General features: G+C 72.4%; 16 protein-coding genes. 14 read left to right on the top strand and 2 right to left on the bottom strand.

The window, feature by feature from the left end:
• Positions 1–214: 214 nt before the first annotated feature.
• Positions 215–499: a hypothetical protein gene (locus BIU96_RS02225; RefSeq protein ID WP_139199703.1), complete on the top strand. Its 285-nt coding sequence runs from the start codon at positions 215–217 to the stop codon at positions 497–499.
• Positions 500–511: 12 nt separating this feature from the next.
• Complete coding sequence (locus tag BIU96_RS02220; RefSeq protein WP_071290983.1) at positions 512–1,072, top strand: GNAT family N-acetyltransferase; 561 nt, start codon at positions 512–514, stop codon at positions 1,070–1,072.
• A 1-nt stretch (position 1,073) separates the two neighbouring features.
• Here BIU96_RS02220 and BIU96_RS02215 read toward each other — a convergent pair whose 3' ends face one another.
• Positions 1,074–1,493, bottom strand: coding sequence for a VOC family protein (locus BIU96_RS02215; protein ID WP_071290982.1), 420 nt, complete (start codon positions 1,491–1,493; stop codon positions 1,074–1,076).
• Between the two features lie 62 nt (positions 1,494–1,555).
• On the opposite strand from BIU96_RS02215, the gene BIU96_RS02210 reads away from it, so the two are divergent.
• The 8 genes from BIU96_RS02210 to BIU96_RS02175 all read left to right on the top strand — a co-directional run bounded on the left by BIU96_RS02210 (position 1,556) and on the right by BIU96_RS02175 (position 11,334).
• On the top strand, positions 1,556–2,500 hold the full coding sequence (locus BIU96_RS02210; RefSeq protein WP_071290981.1) for a YafY family protein: 945 nt from the start codon (positions 1,556–1,558) through the stop codon (positions 2,498–2,500).
• Between the two features lie 230 nt (positions 2,501–2,730).
• Positions 2,731–2,820, top strand: coding sequence for a potassium-transporting ATPase subunit F (locus BIU96_RS02205; RefSeq protein ID WP_017887940.1), 90 nt, complete (start codon positions 2,731–2,733; stop codon positions 2,818–2,820).
• Positions 2,820–4,505: a potassium-transporting ATPase subunit KdpA gene (gene kdpA, locus BIU96_RS02200; RefSeq protein ID WP_071290980.1), complete on the top strand. Its 1,686-nt coding sequence runs from the start codon at positions 2,820–2,822 to the stop codon at positions 4,503–4,505. Before BIU96_RS02205 ends, kdpA begins: the two co-directional genes overlap by 1 nt.
• A gap of 11 nt (positions 4,506–4,516) precedes the next feature.
• Positions 4,517–6,625 carry a potassium-transporting ATPase subunit KdpB gene (kdpB, locus tag BIU96_RS02195; protein WP_175477434.1) on the top strand — a complete coding sequence of 703 codons (2,109 nt, stop codon included), beginning with the start codon at positions 4,517–4,519 and terminating at the stop codon, positions 6,623–6,625.
• Positions 6,626–6,627: 2 nt separating this feature from the next.
• A complete protein-coding gene (gene kdpC, locus BIU96_RS02190) occupies positions 6,628–7,230 on the top strand; it encodes a potassium-transporting ATPase subunit KdpC (RefSeq protein ID WP_071290978.1) in 603 nt (200 codons plus the stop codon).
• 304 nt (positions 7,231–7,534) lie between these two features.
• On the top strand, positions 7,535–10,033 hold the full coding sequence (locus BIU96_RS02185; protein WP_071290977.1) for an ATP-binding protein: 2,499 nt from the start codon (positions 7,535–7,537) through the stop codon (positions 10,031–10,033).
• Complete coding sequence (locus BIU96_RS02180; RefSeq protein WP_071290976.1) at positions 10,030–10,722, top strand: response regulator; 693 nt, start codon at positions 10,030–10,032, stop codon at positions 10,720–10,722. Before BIU96_RS02185 ends, BIU96_RS02180 begins: the two co-directional genes overlap by 4 nt.
• A 93-nt stretch (positions 10,723–10,815) precedes the next feature.
• Positions 10,816–11,334 (top strand): helix-turn-helix domain-containing protein, encoded by a 519-nt coding sequence (locus BIU96_RS02175; RefSeq protein ID WP_071290975.1) that lies wholly within the window; start codon positions 10,816–10,818, stop codon positions 11,332–11,334.
• Here the strand turns inward: BIU96_RS02175 and BIU96_RS02170 are convergent.
• Positions 11,318–12,163, bottom strand: a complete 846-nt coding sequence (locus BIU96_RS02170) for a LuxR C-terminal-related transcriptional regulator (protein ID WP_071290974.1) — start codon at positions 12,161–12,163, stop codon at positions 11,318–11,320. The genes BIU96_RS02175 and BIU96_RS02170 overlap by 17 nt on opposite strands.
• 110 nt (positions 12,164–12,273) lie before the next feature.
• Between BIU96_RS02170 and hxlB the strand changes: the two genes are divergently transcribed.
• From hxlB to BIU96_RS02150, 4 genes are all read left to right on the top strand, one after another.
• On the top strand, positions 12,274–12,837 hold the full coding sequence (gene hxlB / locus BIU96_RS02165) for a 6-phospho-3-hexuloisomerase (RefSeq protein WP_071290973.1): 564 nt from the start codon (positions 12,274–12,276) through the stop codon (positions 12,835–12,837).
• A gap of 11 nt (positions 12,838–12,848) precedes the next feature.
• The gene (gene hxlA, locus BIU96_RS02160; RefSeq protein WP_071290972.1) at positions 12,849–13,475 is read left to right on the top strand and encodes a 3-hexulose-6-phosphate synthase; all 627 of its coding nucleotides are present in this window, start codon (positions 12,849–12,851) and stop codon (positions 13,473–13,475) included.
• 164 nt (positions 13,476–13,639) lie between these two features.
• Positions 13,640–14,131, top strand: a complete 492-nt coding sequence (locus BIU96_RS02155) for a GNAT family N-acetyltransferase (protein ID WP_071290971.1) — start codon at positions 13,640–13,642, stop codon at positions 14,129–14,131.
• Positions 14,128–14,850 (top strand): alpha/beta hydrolase, encoded by a 723-nt coding sequence (locus BIU96_RS02150; RefSeq protein ID WP_071290970.1) that lies wholly within the window; start codon positions 14,128–14,130, stop codon positions 14,848–14,850. Before BIU96_RS02155 ends, BIU96_RS02150 begins: the two co-directional genes overlap by 4 nt.
• Positions 14,851–14,959: the final 109 nt, after the last annotated feature.

Here is a 14,959-nt window from a genome sequence, read left to right as displayed (position 1 = left end):
GGTCCGGATCCGACATTGCGCGGGAAGACGGACGGGCCTGACTAGGCTCGGCGGCATGCGGGTCCGGGGGTTCGTCGCGGTCGGTCTGGCGCTGGTCGTGGGCGCTGGTGCGATCTCGGGGTGCACCTCGTCATCGGGCGGCGTGGGCCCGCGAGGTGGCGGGTGTGTTCCCCGGCTCACCGTTGTGCCGGCGACCGCGCATCCTGGCGAGATCGTGACCGTCTCGTCGAAGGACGTATGCCGCGACCGGGTTCCCGACGCCGGATGGGAGGTCTCGGTCACCCAGCCGATCGAGGGCGGCCGACGGGTCTCCGTCCGGAGCTCGGACCGCTTCGACGGGTCGTGGTCCGTGCCGATCACGCTGCCGCGCGACTTCCCGGCGGGCGAGACCGCCGTCGGCATCGACAACTGGGACTACTCCTTCTGCGACGACACCGGAAGCTGCGCTGCGGTCAGCGGGGTCCTCCAGGTCGAGGCGGCGCCGACGCCGACGCCCTAGGCTCTGGTGCCCATGAGCGTGATCACCGACCGGCTCGCCGCGCAGCCGACCCTGACCACCGAACGCCTCACGCTCGTGCAGCTCGGGCCGGAGCACCTCGACGCATCGCTCGCGGCACTCGAGGACCAGGACGCGCTGCGACTGACCGGCACCCGTGGCGCGTTCACCCGCGAGCGGGTCCGCGCGCACCTCGAGCGGCTCCCCGGCGCGGACGACCGGGCGGACTTCGCGATCACCGATGCCGAGGGCACGTACCTCGGCGAGGTCGTCCTCAACGAGCTCGAGGAGGACGACCTCGCGGTGAACTACCGGATCGCGCTCGCCGGGCCGGCGCTGCGCGGGCAGGGGTACGGCACGGAGGCCGGTCGTGCGGTGGTCGACTGGGCGTTCGACGTGGTCGGGCTCCACCGGATCTCGCTCGAGGTGTACGCGTTCAACCCGGCGGCGCAGCGCTCCTACGAGAAGATCGGCTTCGTCGTCGAGGGTCGGGCGCGCGACGCCCTGCGGTGGGACGGCGCGTGGACCGATGCCGTGTGCATGGCGATGCTCGACACCGATCCCCGCCCGCGCTGACCTACTCCTGCGGCGCGGCGACGTCGAGCTGCCAGACGACGCCGAAGCGGTCGCGCAGCTGCCCGGCGAGCGGTGCCCAGGCCGACGGTCCGAGCGGCTGCCGGACCTCGGCGCCCTCGGCCAGTGCGGCCCAGTACCGCTCGACCTCGGCGGCGTCGTCCCCGTGCACGTACACGGAGAAGGCGTTCGTGCCCTGGTCGTACGGCTGCCCGGGCCAGACGTCGAACGCCATGACCCGCAGGCCCGCGGCGGTCGCCACCTGGCCCCAGACGATCCGCTCCGCCCAGTCCGGGTCGTCGGAGGCGCCCATCGCGCCGTAGGTCATCGCAGCGACCTCGCCGCCGAAGACCGATGCGTAGAAGTCGAGCGCCGCGCGGGCGTCGCCGTCGAAGTTGAGGTGGGTCGTCGTTTCGATGCTCATGGGACGAGTGTGTCGAGCAATGCGGTCAGATCGTGTCCGCTTCTCCGGCCATACTGATCGACATGGCCGGACCCTCGTCGCGCATGCTCGCCCTGCTCTCGCTGCTGCAGGTGCACCGCGACTGGCCGGGCGACGAGCTCGCCGGCCGTCTCGACGTCAGCCCGAGGACCGTGCGCCGCGACGTGGAGCGGCTCCGGGACCTCGGCTACCGGGTGGAGTCCCTGCGCGGCCCTGCCGGCGGCTACCGGCTCGGGGCGGGATCGGACCTGCCGCCGCTGCTCTTCGACGACGACCAGGCCGTCGCCATCGCACTGGCACTCGCCGTCGCGCCCGCTTCCGGTGCGGACATCGCCGAGTCCGCCGCGCGGGCGCTCGCGACGGTCCGCCAGGTCATGCCCGCGCGACTCCGTGCCCGGATGGACGCCGTGCGGGCCGTCACGACGACCGGCCGCACCCGCACCGACCCCGACGTGCTCGTCGCGGTCACCGAGGCGGTGCACCTCCGCGAGGTCCTGCGCTTCGGCTACGGCGACGACGAGGCGCCCCGGCACGTGGAACCGCACGCGGTGGTCGCCCGGAACGGCCGCTGGTACCTGCTCGACTGGGACCTCGACCGGCAGGACTGGCGCACGCACCGGATCGACCGCATCGTGCCGAGGCTCCGCACGCGCGTCGTCTTCGTGCCGCGCGCGATCCCCGGCGGCGACCCGTCGGCGTTCGTCTCCGCTCGATTCAAGGGGTCCGACCACGACGACGTCTGGCCCTGCGTGGGGACGGCGGTACTCGAAGCACCGGCGGGGAGCATCGCGCCGTACCTGCCCGACGACGCCGAGCTCGAGGCGCTCGGCCCGGATCGGTGCCGTCTGACCCGGGGCTCGTGGTCATGGGAGGCGCTCGCGGCGGCCGTCGCGGCCCCCGCCGTCGACTTCACGGTCGAGGGTCCGGACGAACTCCGCGCGGCGACCGCCGCACTCGCCGACCGGCTGCGGGGTGCGAGCGCGCGTTAGCGAGGCGCATGCGTCCGTCAGGAGCGCGTTAGGGAACCGTCAGGACCGGCCTGGAGGCGCGGCCGAGGACACAGCATCGGTGTCGGCACCACACGTGGTGCCGGTCCGCGTCACCCGGCGCGGACACCGCAGATCCTTCTGGAGTCCCTCGTGTTCGACGTGTTCGTCGTCGCCGGTGTCCTCGCCGTGTTCGGCGTGGTGGCACTGATCGCCAAGGGGGTGGAACGGCTGTGATCGGCATCACCATCGCGGCCGCCGTCCTCGGCATCGCCGCAGTCGTCTACCTCGTCTGGGCGCTCGTGCGCCCGGAGCGGTTCTGATGGGCGCCGCAGACGTCTGGGCGGGCATCGTCCAGGTCGCCACCGTGGTCCTGCTGCTCGTCGTGGCGTACCGCCCGGTCGGCGACTGGATGGCCCGCGTCTTCACCCCGGTCCGGCACGCTCGGGTCGAGCGCGGTGTGTACCGGCTCATCGGCGTCGACCCGGACGCCGAGCAGTCGTGGCCCGCGTACCTCCGCGGCGTGCTGCTGTTCAGCGTCGTCGGGCTCCTGCTCGTCTACCTGCTGCAGCGCGTCCAGGTCGTGCTGCCGGGTGACCTCGGGCTCCCCGCGGTCGGCCCGTCGCTGGCGTTCAACACCGCCGCGTCGTTCGTCACGAACACGAACTGGCAGTCCTACTCGCCCGAGGTCACCCTCGGCTTCTCGGTCCAGATGGCCGGCCTCGCGGTGCAGAACTTCCTGTCCGCCGCCGTCGGGCTCGCGGTCGCCGTGGCACTGGTCCGCGGCTTCGCCCGTCGCCGCACGGGCACGATCGGCAACGTCTGGGTCGACGTCGTCCGGGTGACCGGTCGCCTGCTGCTCCCCGGCGCGTTCCTCTTCGCGATCGTCCTCATCGCCGGCGGCGTCGTCCAGTCGTGGGGCGCCGGCACCGACGTCGCCACGCTCGCCGGTGGTACGCAGCACCTCCCGGACGGGTTCGTCGCCTCGCAGGAGGCCATCAAGGAACTCGGCACGAACGGCGGCGGGTACTTCAACGTCAACTCGGCGCACCCGTTCGAGAACCCGCAGGCGTGGACGAACCTCGTCGAGGTCTTCCTCATGCTCGTCATCCCGTTCTCGCTGCCGCGCACCTTCGGCCGCCTCGTGGACGACGACCGACAGGGCTACGCGATCCTCGCCGTGATGGGCGCGATCTTCCTGGTGTCGCTCTCGGTGATGTCGATCGCCGAGCTCGGTGCCGGCGGCAGCGCCACCCACGCCGCAGGCGCCGCGATGGAGGGCAAGGAGGTCCGCTTCGGCATCCTCGGCACGACGCTCTTCGGCACCACCTCGACGGCGACCTCGACCGGTGCCGTCAACGGGATGTTCGACAGCTTCACCCCGATCGGCGGGATGATGGCGCTCGTCAACATGATGCTCGGCGAGATCTCGCCAGGCGGTGTCGGGTCCGGCCTCTACGGGATGCTGGTCCTCGCCGTGATCACGGTCTTCATCGGTGGGCTGTTGGTCGGCCGGACGCCGGAGTACCTCGGCAAGAAGATCCGTGCCCGCGAGATGACCTTCGCGTCGCTGTACGTCCTCGTCACCCCGACGCTCGCGCTGCTCGGCACCGGGCTGTCGCTCCTCATCCCCGGGGTGCGCGAACAGGTGCTCGGCACGTCGATCTTCAACCCCGGCAACCACGGGCTGTCCGAGCTGCTGTACGCCTTCACCTCCGGGGCGAACAACAACGGCTCCGCGTTCGGCGGCCTCACCGCGAACACGACGTGGATGAACTCCGCGCTCGGAGTCGTGATGCTGCTCGGCCGCTTCCTGCCGATGGTGCTCGTCCTGGCGCTCGCCGGGTCGCTCGCCGCGCAGGACCGCGTGCCGGAGACCGTCGGCACGCTGCCCACCCACCGACCGCTCTTCGTGGTGCTGCTCGGCGGCGTCGCGATCGTGGTCACCGCACTGACCTACTTCCCGGTGCTCGCACTGGGTCCGCTCGCAGAAGCCCTCGCCCGATGAAAGCCGACACCATGACCACCGCGACCTCCGCGCCCGAGGCGACCAGCGCCTCCAGGCCGGCCACCCGCTCGTCCGCGTTCGGACCCCGTCAACTCGTGGCGGGCCTCCCGGGCGCCCTCCGCAAGCTCGATCCGCGACTGATGTGGCGGAACCCGGTGATGTTCATCGTGGAGATCGGTGCCGCGCTCACGACCGCAACCGCGTTCGTCGAGCCGTCCGTCTTCACGACGGCGATCGCCGTCTGGCTGTGGCTCACCGTCGTCTTCGCGAACCTGGCCGAGGCCGTGGCCGAAGGCCGCGGCAAGGCGCAGGCCGAGACCCTGCGGAAGACACGCTCGACGACCAGCGCACGCCGGGTCGTGGACTCCGTGTCCACGGACGCGGCCGCCCTGTCGGCGACGACCGAGGACATCGCCTCCGTCGACCTGGCCAAGGGCGACGTCGTCGTGGTGGTCGCCGGCGAGGTCGTCCCCGGCGACGGCGACGTGATCGACGGCATCGCGTCCGTCGACGAGTCCGCGGTGACGGGGGAGTCCGCCCCAGTGATCCGTGAGTCCGGCGGCGACCGCAGTGCCGTCACCGGCGGCACCCGGGTGCTCTCCGACCGGATCGTCGTCCGCATCACCTCGACCCCCGGCGAGACCTTCATCGACCGGATGATCCGGCTCGTCGAGGGTGCCGCGCGGCAGAAGACCCCGAACGAGATCGCGCTGAACATCCTGCTCGCGTCGCTGTCGATCGTCTTCGTGATCGTCTGCCTCACCATGCAGCCGATCGCGGGACTCGTCGGAGCGACCGTGAGCGTCCCCGTCCTCATCGCCCTGCTCGTCTGCCTCATCCCGACCACCATCGGGGCGCTCCTGTCCGCGATCGGCATCGCCGGCATGGACCGGCTCGTGCAGCACAACGTCCTGGCGATGTCCGGCCGTGCGGTCGAGGCGGCCGGCGACATCACGACCCTGCTGCTCGACAAGACCGGGACGATCACCTACGGCAACCGCCGGGCGTCCCGCGTGGTGCCGGTGCCGGGGGTCTCGGTCGCCGAACTGCTCGAGGCGTCGGCGCTGTCGTCGGCGGCGGACAGCACACCCGAGGGACGGTCCATCGTCGACCTGGCGGCGGCGTCCGACGTCGATCCCTCCATGCCGACCGGAGCGGTCGAGGTGCCGTTCACGGCGCAGACCCGTATGTCCGGGCTCGACCTGCCGGACGGCTCCGAGATCCGCAAGGGAGCCGCTGCGGCAGTGCTGAACTGGGCAGAAACCGGTACAGCAGGTGTCGACGCGTCGGTGCGGGAGGCCATCGAGGCCACCGTCGTCGAGGTCTCCGACCAGGGCGGGACCCCGCTCGTGGTCGCGCGCCGGTCGCCGTCCGTTGCCGTGACCCTGCTCGGCGTCGTGCACCTCAAGGACGTCGTGAAGGACGGCATGGCGACCCGGTTCGCCGAACTCCGGTCGATGGGCATCCGCACGGTGATGATCACCGGGGACAACCCGCGCACGGCGGCCGCCATCGCCGCCGAGGCCGGCGTCGACGACTTCCTCGCCGAGGCCACCCCGGAGGACAAGCTCGCGTACATCAAGCGGGAGCAGGAGGGCGGGAACCTCGTCGCGATGACCGGCGACGGCACGAACGACGCCCCAGCCCTGGCGCAGGCGGACGTCGGCGTCGCGATGAACACGGGGACCACCGCCGCGAAGGAGGCCGGCAACATGGTCGACCTCGACTCGGACCCCACGAAGCTCATCGACGTCGTCCGGATCGGCAAGCAGTTGCTCATCACCCGCGGGGCGCTGACGACCTTCTCGATCGCGAACGACATCGCGAAGTACTTCGCGATCATCCCCGCCATGTTCCAGGTGGCGTTCCCCGGCCTGGCCGCGCTCAACGTCATGGGGCTGCACAGTCCGTCGTCCGCGATCCTCAGCGCCGTCGTCTTCAACGCGCTCGTCATCGTGGCGCTCATCCCGCTGTCCCTGCGTGGCGTGAAGTACCGCGCAGCCTCGGCGTCGTCGATCCTCGGCCGCAACCTGCTCGTCTACGGGCTCGGCGGCGTGATCGTCCCCTTCATCGGCATCAAGCTCATCGACCTCGTCGTCGGTCTCATCCCGGGATTCTGATCATGGCATCTGCACGCAGTTCGTTCCGTTCGCTCGGTGTGGCGGTCCGCCTCACCCTCCTGTCCACGGTGGTGCTCGGCATCGCCTACCCGCTCGCCGTCTGGGGGGTCGGCCAGACCGCGTTCCCCGCGCAGGCGAACGGCTCCGTCGTCCGCTCGTCGGACGGCACCGTCGTCGGGTCGTCGCTCATCGGGCAGTCGTTCGCCGGGCGCGACGCCGACCGCTGGTTCCAGTCGCGGCCGAGCGCCGCGGGTGAGCACGGCTACGACGCGGGTGCGTCGTCCGGCTCGAACCTCGGCCCCTCGAACCCCGATCTGCTGAAGGCGGTCGAGGAGCGGCGTGCCGCCGTGGCGAAGGCGGACGGGGTCGCTCCCTCGGACGTCCCCGCCGACGCGGTCACGGCCTCGGGGTCCGGCCTCGACCCGGACATCAGCCCGTCGTACGCGCTCCAGCAGGTGTCCCGCGTGGCCGCCGCGCGGGGGCTGTCCGACCCGGACGTGCGGGCGCTCGTGGCGGAGCACACCGAGTCGCGGCAGCTCGGGTTCCTCGGGGAGCCCGTCGTGAACGTGCTCGAGCTCAACCTCGCGCTGGCGAAGCTGTCCTGACGATGCCGGACCGGCACGGACGTGCGGCGTGCGACCAGGGTCCGCGACGTGGGGACGATGGTGGTCGGCATCGAACGGCTCCGAGATCGAGGGAACGGGCGATCTCGGGCAAGCCGGCAGCAACTACAGCGTGGGGAACGAACGTGAGCGGTGAAGAACTCCGTCCCGCGCCCAGAACGGACGCGGGACGGGACAGTCCCACCCGATTTGAGGAAGCCTGGGCTCGAGCCTTGGTGGGAACGGTTGCGAGGAACACATCAGTCGATCGGATGCCCGGCAACCCGGAACGCGAGAGGATGAGCGCGTGAAGCGCGGGAAGCTGCGGGTCCTGCTCGGTGCGGCGCCCGGTGTCGGCAAGACGTTCACGATGCTCGAAGAGGGGCGCCGCCTGCTCGACGAGGGCCGTGACGTGGTCGTCGCCGTCGTCGAGACCCACGGCCGCGCCGCCACCGCCGCGCTGGTCGACGGGCTCGAGGTGGTTCCCCGTCGCGTCGTCGAACACCGCGGTGTGGCGCTCGACGACATGGACCTCGCCGCCGTGGTGGCCCGGGCCCCGGACGTCGCACTGGTCGACGAGCTCGCCCACACGAACGCCCCCGACGGCCCGCACGAGAAGCGCTGGCAGGACGTCGAGGCGCTGCTCGCGGCGGGCATCGACGTCATCTCGACGGTGAACGTGCAGCACATGCAGTCCCTCGGCGACGTCGTCCGCGAGATCACCGGGACCGTCCAGCGCGAGACCGTGCCCGACGCCGTCGTCCGAGCCGCCGACCAGATCGAGGTCGTCGACCTCGCCCCGGCCGCACTCCGCGAGCGGCTGTCGGACGGGCTCGTGTACCCGGCCGCCCGCATCGACGCGGCCCTGTCGAACTACTTCCGGCTCGGCAACCTCACCGCCCTGCGCGAGATCGCCCTGCTCTGGCTCGCCGACGAGGTCGACGACGCGCTGAAGGCGTACCGCGCCGAGCACGGCATCGACCACCGCTGGGAGACCCGCGAGCGCGTGCTCGTCGCCCTGACCGGTGGCCCCGAGGGCGAGACGCTCCTCCGTCGCGGCGCGCGCATCGCCGCCCGGAGCGCCGGCGGGGAGCTCGCCGCGGTGCACGTCACCACCAACGACGGACTCCGCGAACGCCACCCCGGCGCCCTCGGCACGCAGCGCGCCCTGCTCGAACAGCTCGGCGGGACCTACCACCAGGTGGTCGGTGACGACGTACCGACCACGCTCGTGCGGTTCGCGAAGTCGATCGACGCGACCCAGATCGTCATCGGCGTGAGCCGTCGGAGCCGTCTCACCGCCGCGATCACCGGCCCCGGCATCGGCAACACGGTGATCCAGGAATCCGGCGACATCGACGTGCACGTCGTCACGCACGAGCGCGCCGGCGGCGGCTTCGCCCTGCCGAAGCTCGGCGGCAGCCTGTCCCGCGGGCGGATCCTCGCCGCCTTCGTGCTCTCCCTGGTTGCCGGCCCGCTGCTCACCTGGGCGCTGTCGCTCGGGAACGACCCCGACGCGATCACCGTGGACGTGCTCGCCTACCAGCTGCTCGTCCTCGTCGTGGCGTTGGTCGGCGGGATGTGGCCAGCCGTGTTCGCCGCCGTGCTGTCCGGACTGAGCCTCGACTACTTCTTCGTGCAACCCCTCTACAAGGTCACCGTGCAGCAGCCGTGGCACCTGGTCGCCCTGGTCATGTACGTCATCAGCGCCGTGCTCGTCAGCTTCGTGGTCGACCGGTCCGCACGTCGGTCCCGCGCGGCTCGGCGGGCAGCAGCCGAGTCCGGCCTCCTCGTCGGCATCGCGGGCAGCGTCCTCCGCGGCGACGACGCCCTGCAGGCCCTCCTCGACCGGACGCGCGAGGCCTTCGGCTTCGCGGGCGTCCGCATCCGCCAGGGCGATGACGTGCCGGCCGCATCGGGGACGTTCGGTGAGACGCCGGACGCGTCCACGCGCCTCCCGTCCGGCGCCGTCCTGGAGTTCGCGGGCGCACCCGACGACCCGACCCAACGACGACTGCTGCGCGTCGTCGAGCAGCAGCTCGACGCCGCCGTCGAGCACCGCGAGCTGACGCGGACCGCCGTCGACGCGGAACGGATCGCGGCGGCGGACCGGGTCCGCAGCGCGATCCTCGCGGCCGTCGGCCACGACGTGCGGCGACCGATCGCGGCCGCCTCGGCCGCCGTGCAGACGCTCAGCGCGTCCGACATCGAGCTGTCGCAGGCCGACCGGGAGGCGCTGCTCGCGACCGCCGACGAGAGCCTGCGACAACTGGCGGTGCTGTTGGCCGACCTGCTGGACGTCAGCCGCGTGCAGGCGGGGGTGCTCGCCGTGACCCCGGTCCCGCTCGCCCTCGAGACGGTGGTCGCACCCGCCCTCGACGAACTCGAGCTCGGCCCCGACGACGTCGACCTCGACCTGCCCGCAGAGCTCCCGCCGGTCCTCGCCGACGCGGTGCTGCTGCAGCGGGTCGTCGTGAACCTGCTCGCCAACGCCGCCCGGTACGCCCCCGAGGGCACCCGCGTCCGGATCGCCGCGAGCGCGTTCGGCGGCGGCGTCGAGCTGCGTGTCACCGACCACGGCCCCGGCATCCCCGCGGACCGCCGCGGTGAGGTGTTCCAGCCGTTCCAGCGCCTCGGCGACACCGACAACGACACCGGCCTCGGGCTCGGGTTGGCGCTCGCACGCGGCTTCACCGAGGGGATGGGCGGCACGATCGAGGTCGACGACACCCCGGGCGGCGGGCTCACCGTGGTGGTGCGCCTGCCGATCGCCGGGCACGTCGGAGTGGAGGCGCGGAGCGCATGAAGGTCCTCATCGCCGACGACGACGCACAGCTGGTGCGGGCGCTCGCCGTGACGCTGGCCGCCCGGGGCTACGACGTGGTCACCGCGCGGGACGGCCGGGCCGCGATCGACTCGGTCATCACCGAACGGCCCGACCTGGTCCTGCTCGACCTCGGGATGCCCCGGCTCGACGGCATCGGGGTGCTCGAGGGCGTCCGGGCCTGGTCGCAGGTGCCGGTGCTCGTGCTCTCCGGTCGGACGGACTCGTCGGACAAGGTCGACGCGCTCGACGCCGGGGCGGACGACTACGTGACGAAGCCGTTCCAGATGGACGAACTGCTCGCGCGGCTCCGGGCACTCGGGCGGCGGCAGGTCGCGGCGGCGTCGGCGGCCGGGGCGACCCCCACCGTCGCGATCGGCTCGCTCGTCGTGGACCTCGTCGCGAAGCAGGTCACCCCCGAGCAGGGACCCGCCATCCGGCTGACCCCGACCGAGTGGCGCCTGCTTGAGGTGCTCGTGACGAACCCGGACCGGCTGATGACCCGCGAGATGCTCCTCACCGAGGTGTGGGGGCCGACGCACGGCAGCGACTCCGGGTACCTGCGGCTCTACATGGCGCAGCTCCGACGGAAGCTCGAGCCGGACCCGTCGCACCCGCGGTACCTCGTCACCGAGTCCGGCATGGGCTACCGCTTCGCCCCTGGAGCGTAGGAAACCGCTGTCGGGGAACTGGCGGGAAGCTGTCGTGTCGGTGGCGGGTCCCTGTCGTGGTGCGCCGTTCCGCGGATCCCTAGTGTTCGGGACATGAACGAGATGCGGATCGGTGAACTCCGACGACTGCGGGGCTGGACCCAGGAACGACTGGCCGAGACGAGCGGCATCGCCGTGCGGACGGTGCAACGGATGGAGAGCGGCAACGACGCGAGCCTCGAGTCGCTGTCCGCGGTGGCCACGGCCCTCGAGGTCCCCGTGCGGGACCTGTTCGCCACCGAGGAGCCGGCGTCGCTCGCCCCCGGGGTGCGCGGTCTCGACGAGCGCGTCGAGCGGGAACAGGCGCAGCGCGACGCTGCTTCGCGCGGCTGGCAGTACCTGTACTCCGGTGTCGGCATCGTCGTGACGCTCGGCACCCTGGCGCTCATCGGCTCGCGCATCTGGCCGGGTGCCGCGATCTTCGTCATCCCCGTCTACTGGGCGGGTGGGCGGCTGCTCTCCCAGTTCCTGATGGCGACCGTCGTCGAGCCCGCGCTCGACCGTCGGTACCCGTTGTCGCGGTCTCTTCGGGACGCCTCGTCGCGGTCCCGTCGGTTCACGCCCGGGAGCTGAACGCCGCGAGCTCGGCCCGGGTCCGGGCGCCGTGCTTCCGGAGCAGGTTCGCCACGTGGTACTTCACCGTGTTGACGCTGATGTCGAGTCCCTCGGCGATCTCCCGGTTGCCGACACCGGTCGCCACGAGCCGCAGGACGTCGCGCTCCCGCGGGGTCAGGTCGCCGTCGTCGACCGCGTCCACCTCGGTCGGCCGCGGGTCGAGCGGCAGTGAGATGTCGAGCACGGACCCCCAGCCGGGCGTGCTCGCGACCTGCACCCGCCCGTCCAGCGTGACGACCCGCTCCGCGATCGGCCGCACGGCGTCGTCGTGCACGTCGAGCGTCCCGGAGCCGTCGTCGCGGAGCTGCATGAGCAGGTTCCGGCCGTCGCAGTCCCACTGGATGCGCACCCGCTTCGCCGCACCGTCGTCGACCAGGGCGAGCACCGCGGTCCGGACGATCGCCCGGGCCGCGTGGGCGACGTCACCCGGGAGCGCACGGCCGGTGGCCGGCGGCTCGACGAACTGCACGTCGAGGTCCCCGAAGCGCACGAGCGGCCGCAGATCGGCGCGCAACCGCGAGAACGCGCCGGTGACGGGTTCGAGCAGGGTGCTCCGCTGCTGATCGGTCACGGTGCGCAGGTCGACGAGGGCGGCCGAGGCGATCTCGACGGCCTCGGCCCGGGCGGCCGCGTCGGTGACCCGCGACGACCGGAGCACGGCGAGGACGGACTCGAGGGTCAGCGCGTGCCGGTCCGCCTGCTCGGCGACCGTGCGGGCGTGCTCGGCGGCCGCGAGCCGGATGGCGGAGCCGCCCCGGGCCTCCAGGGTGTCGACCGATGCGTCCATGGACGCGACCGTACCCGTCCCACCCGAGCGGACGGGCCCACCCGATGGGATGGGACCCCTGCCGGGGCGGGTAGCGGCGTACCGGGGCGTGCGACGGAAGGATCGAGGGCATGGCAGCAACCACCGTCTCCGCAGCGCTCGACCTGGTCGTCCGCGAGGTCGGCGACCTGGCAGCCCGCCTCGACGACGCCCCGGCCCAGCGCGGACTCGACCTGATCGAGGGCGCCGACCGGGTGTTCGTCCACGGCGCCGGGCGCTCCGGACTCGCCCTCCGCATGACCGCGATGCGCCTCATGCACCTCGGCCTCGATGCGCACGTCGTCGGCGAGGTCACCACCCCGGCCATCCGACCGGGCGACCTGCTCCTCGTCGCGAGTGGCTCCGGCACGACCACCGGCATCGTGCAGGCCGCACGCACCGCGCACGAGGTCGGCGCATCCGTCGTGGCGCTCTCGACCACCGACGACTCCCCGCTCTCCGAGCTGGCGGACGTCACGATCGTCCTGCCCGCCGCGACGAAGACCGACCGCTCCGGCACGGCTTCGGCCCAGTACGCCGGAAGCCTCTTCGAACAGGCCGTCGCCCTGGTGGGCGACGCCGTGTTCCACGCCCTGTGGGCCCGAGGCGGGCAGTCCGCCGACGACCTCTGGCCCCGTCACGCCAACCTCGAATGAAAGGCACACCCATGCAGCTCCAGTTCGCCATGGACACCCTGACCACCGAAGCCGCCCTCGAGCTCGCCGCCGCGGCCGCGCCGCACGTCGACGTCCTCGAGCTCGGCACGCCCCTGATCAAGAGCGCCGGCCTGTCCGCCGTCACCGCGATCAAGGAAGCACACCCCGACAAGATCGTGTTCGCCGACCTCAAGACCATGGACGCCGGTGAGCTCGAGGCCGACATCGCCTTCTCGGCCGGTGCCGACCTGGTCACCGTCCTCGGTGTTGCCGGCGACTCAACGATCGTCGGCGCCGTCAAGGCCGCGAAGAAGCACGGCAAGGGCATCGTCGTCGACCTGATCGGCGTCTCCGACAAGGCCGGCCGTGCCCGCGAGGTCGTCGCACTCGGCGCCGAGTTCGTCGAGGTCCACGCCGGGCTCGACGAGCAGGCCGAAGAGGGCTTCACCTTCTCGACCCTGCTCGACGCCGGCAAGGACTCGGGTGTGCCGTTCTCGATCGCGGGCGGCGTGAACGCGTCCTCGATCGCCTCGGTGCAGGAGTCCGGCGCGCGGATCGCCGTCGCCGGCAGCGCCATCTACAGCGCCTCGGACGTCGGAGCGGCCGCCGCCGAGCTGCGCGCCGCCATCACGGCGTAGTCCCGCTCGTCGAGGGAGCAGCAATCGTCGGGTCCGCTCCGAGCGCCCGACGATTCCTGCTCCCTCGACCGCGCGGCCGCGCGGCAGCGCGGCAGCGCGGCAGCGCCCGGGCCGCCAGCGCGCCCGGGCCGCCAGCGCGCCCCGCCGGCGGGTAGCGTCGGGGCGTGACGATCGAGCTGCTCCGGGTGACCGCGGACGACTGGGAGGCATGGCGCGCCGTGCGGCTCCGGGCGCTCGCCGACGCCCCGGAGGCCTTCGGCTCGACCTTGGCGGACTGGGCCGAGGCGCCCGAGCACCGCTGGCGGACACGACTCTCGCTGCCGGGAGCGCTCGACCTCGTCGTCCGCCTCGGATCACGCTCGGTCGCCCTCGCCAGCGGTGTCCCCGACCCCGACGACTCCACACGCGCCGAGCTCATCTCGATGTGGGTCGACCCCGCCGTGCGCGGGCAGGGCGTCGCCCGACTGCTGATCGACGCGATCGCGCACTGGGCCGCAGTGACGGGGGCGACGACCCTCGAGCTCTCCGTGATGCCCGACAACGTCGGCGCCCGGCGGACCTACGAACGGACCGGCTTCGTCGCGGTCGAGGAGCCTGGGGACCTCCTTCCGGACGGTCGGACCGAGGTCGTCATGCGCCGTACGGTGGCCTCATGAACCGAGCTCTCCGCTGGACCGCCTGGGTCGTCGCCGTGGTCGTGCTGCTCGCGGTGGTGTTCCTGGTCTGGGCGAACATCGGCATGCAGGGCACCCGGAGTGCGGCGCTGCAGGTCTGGCGCGACGACCGGGTGTCCGTGCGCGACGCGGGCGACTCGGTGGTGATGACCCCGACCGGCGACGCGAACGGCGTGGGCATCGTGTTCATCCCCGGCGCGAAGGTGGACCCGTACGCCTACATGGCGACCTTCCGGCAGGTCGTCGCGTCCGGCACGACGGTCGTGATCACCAAGCCGACGCTGCACCTCGCGTTCTTCGACACGCGCGGGCTCTCGACGTTCGAGGCGCACGCCCCGTCAGTCGCCACGTGGGCGGTCGGCGGGCACTCGCTCGGTGGGGTGCGGGCGTGCCAGCTCGCGCCGGATGCCGACGGGCTCCTGCTGTTCGGCAGCTACTGCGCGAACGACATCCGCAGGTCGTACATCGACGTGCTGAGCGTGTCCGGGTCGCGGGACGGTCTGTCGACCCCGGCGAAGGTGGAGGCGGCACGGCACCTGCTGCCGTCGACCGCGACGATGACGGAGATCGCGGGCGCGAACCACGCCGACTTCGGTGCCTACGGCGACCAGCCGGGAGACCGGACGGCCACCATCAGCCGGGCCGAGGCCCGTGCGCAGATCGGCGACGCCGTCGAGGAGTGGGTGCGCGGCCTCCGCTGAGTCCCACGGACGGCTGCGTGACGGGGGCGGGTCGCGCCTCCAGGCCGCCGGTCTGACTGGAGGCGCTGCTCGCGTGCGGTGCGCCCGCGTGCTTGGAGGCGCTGCTCGC

Source organism: Curtobacterium sp. MCBA15_008, assembly GCF_001865065.1.
In the GTDB taxonomy this organism is placed as follows: Bacteria; Actinomycetota; Actinomycetes; order Actinomycetales; family Microbacteriaceae; genus Curtobacterium.
The sequence above is the reverse complement of the archived record's forward strand: the minus strand, read 5'-3'. Positions and strand labels throughout refer to the sequence as shown.

Coding starts and splice junctions, on each gene's coding strand:
- BIU96_RS02220 (WP_071290983.1), top strand. CDS start 512: ATGAGCGTGATCACCGACCGGCTCGCCGCGCAGCCGACCCTGACCACC.
- BIU96_RS02215 (WP_071290982.1), bottom strand. CDS start 1,493: ATGAGCATCGAAACGACGACCCACCTCAACTTCGACGGCGACGCCCGC.
- BIU96_RS02210 (WP_071290981.1), top strand. CDS start 1,556: ATGGCCGGACCCTCGTCGCGCATGCTCGCCCTGCTCTCGCTGCTGCAG.
- kdpA (WP_071290980.1), top strand. CDS start 2,820: ATGGGCGCCGCAGACGTCTGGGCGGGCATCGTCCAGGTCGCCACCGTG.
- kdpB (WP_175477434.1), top strand. CDS start 4,517: ATGACCACCGCGACCTCCGCGCCCGAGGCGACCAGCGCCTCCAGGCCG.
- kdpC (WP_071290978.1), top strand. CDS start 6,628: ATGGCATCTGCACGCAGTTCGTTCCGTTCGCTCGGTGTGGCGGTCCGC.
- BIU96_RS02180 (WP_071290976.1), top strand. CDS start 10,030: ATGAAGGTCCTCATCGCCGACGACGACGCACAGCTGGTGCGGGCGCTC.
- BIU96_RS02175 (WP_071290975.1), top strand. CDS start 10,816: ATGAACGAGATGCGGATCGGTGAACTCCGACGACTGCGGGGCTGGACC.
- BIU96_RS02170 (WP_071290974.1), bottom strand. CDS start 12,163: ATGGACGCATCGGTCGACACCCTGGAGGCCCGGGGCGGCTCCGCCATC.
- hxlB (WP_071290973.1), top strand. CDS start 12,274: ATGGCAGCAACCACCGTCTCCGCAGCGCTCGACCTGGTCGTCCGCGAG.
- hxlA (WP_071290972.1), top strand. CDS start 12,849: ATGCAGCTCCAGTTCGCCATGGACACCCTGACCACCGAAGCCGCCCTC.
- BIU96_RS02150 (WP_071290970.1), top strand. CDS start 14,128: ATGAACCGAGCTCTCCGCTGGACCGCCTGGGTCGTCGCCGTGGTCGTG.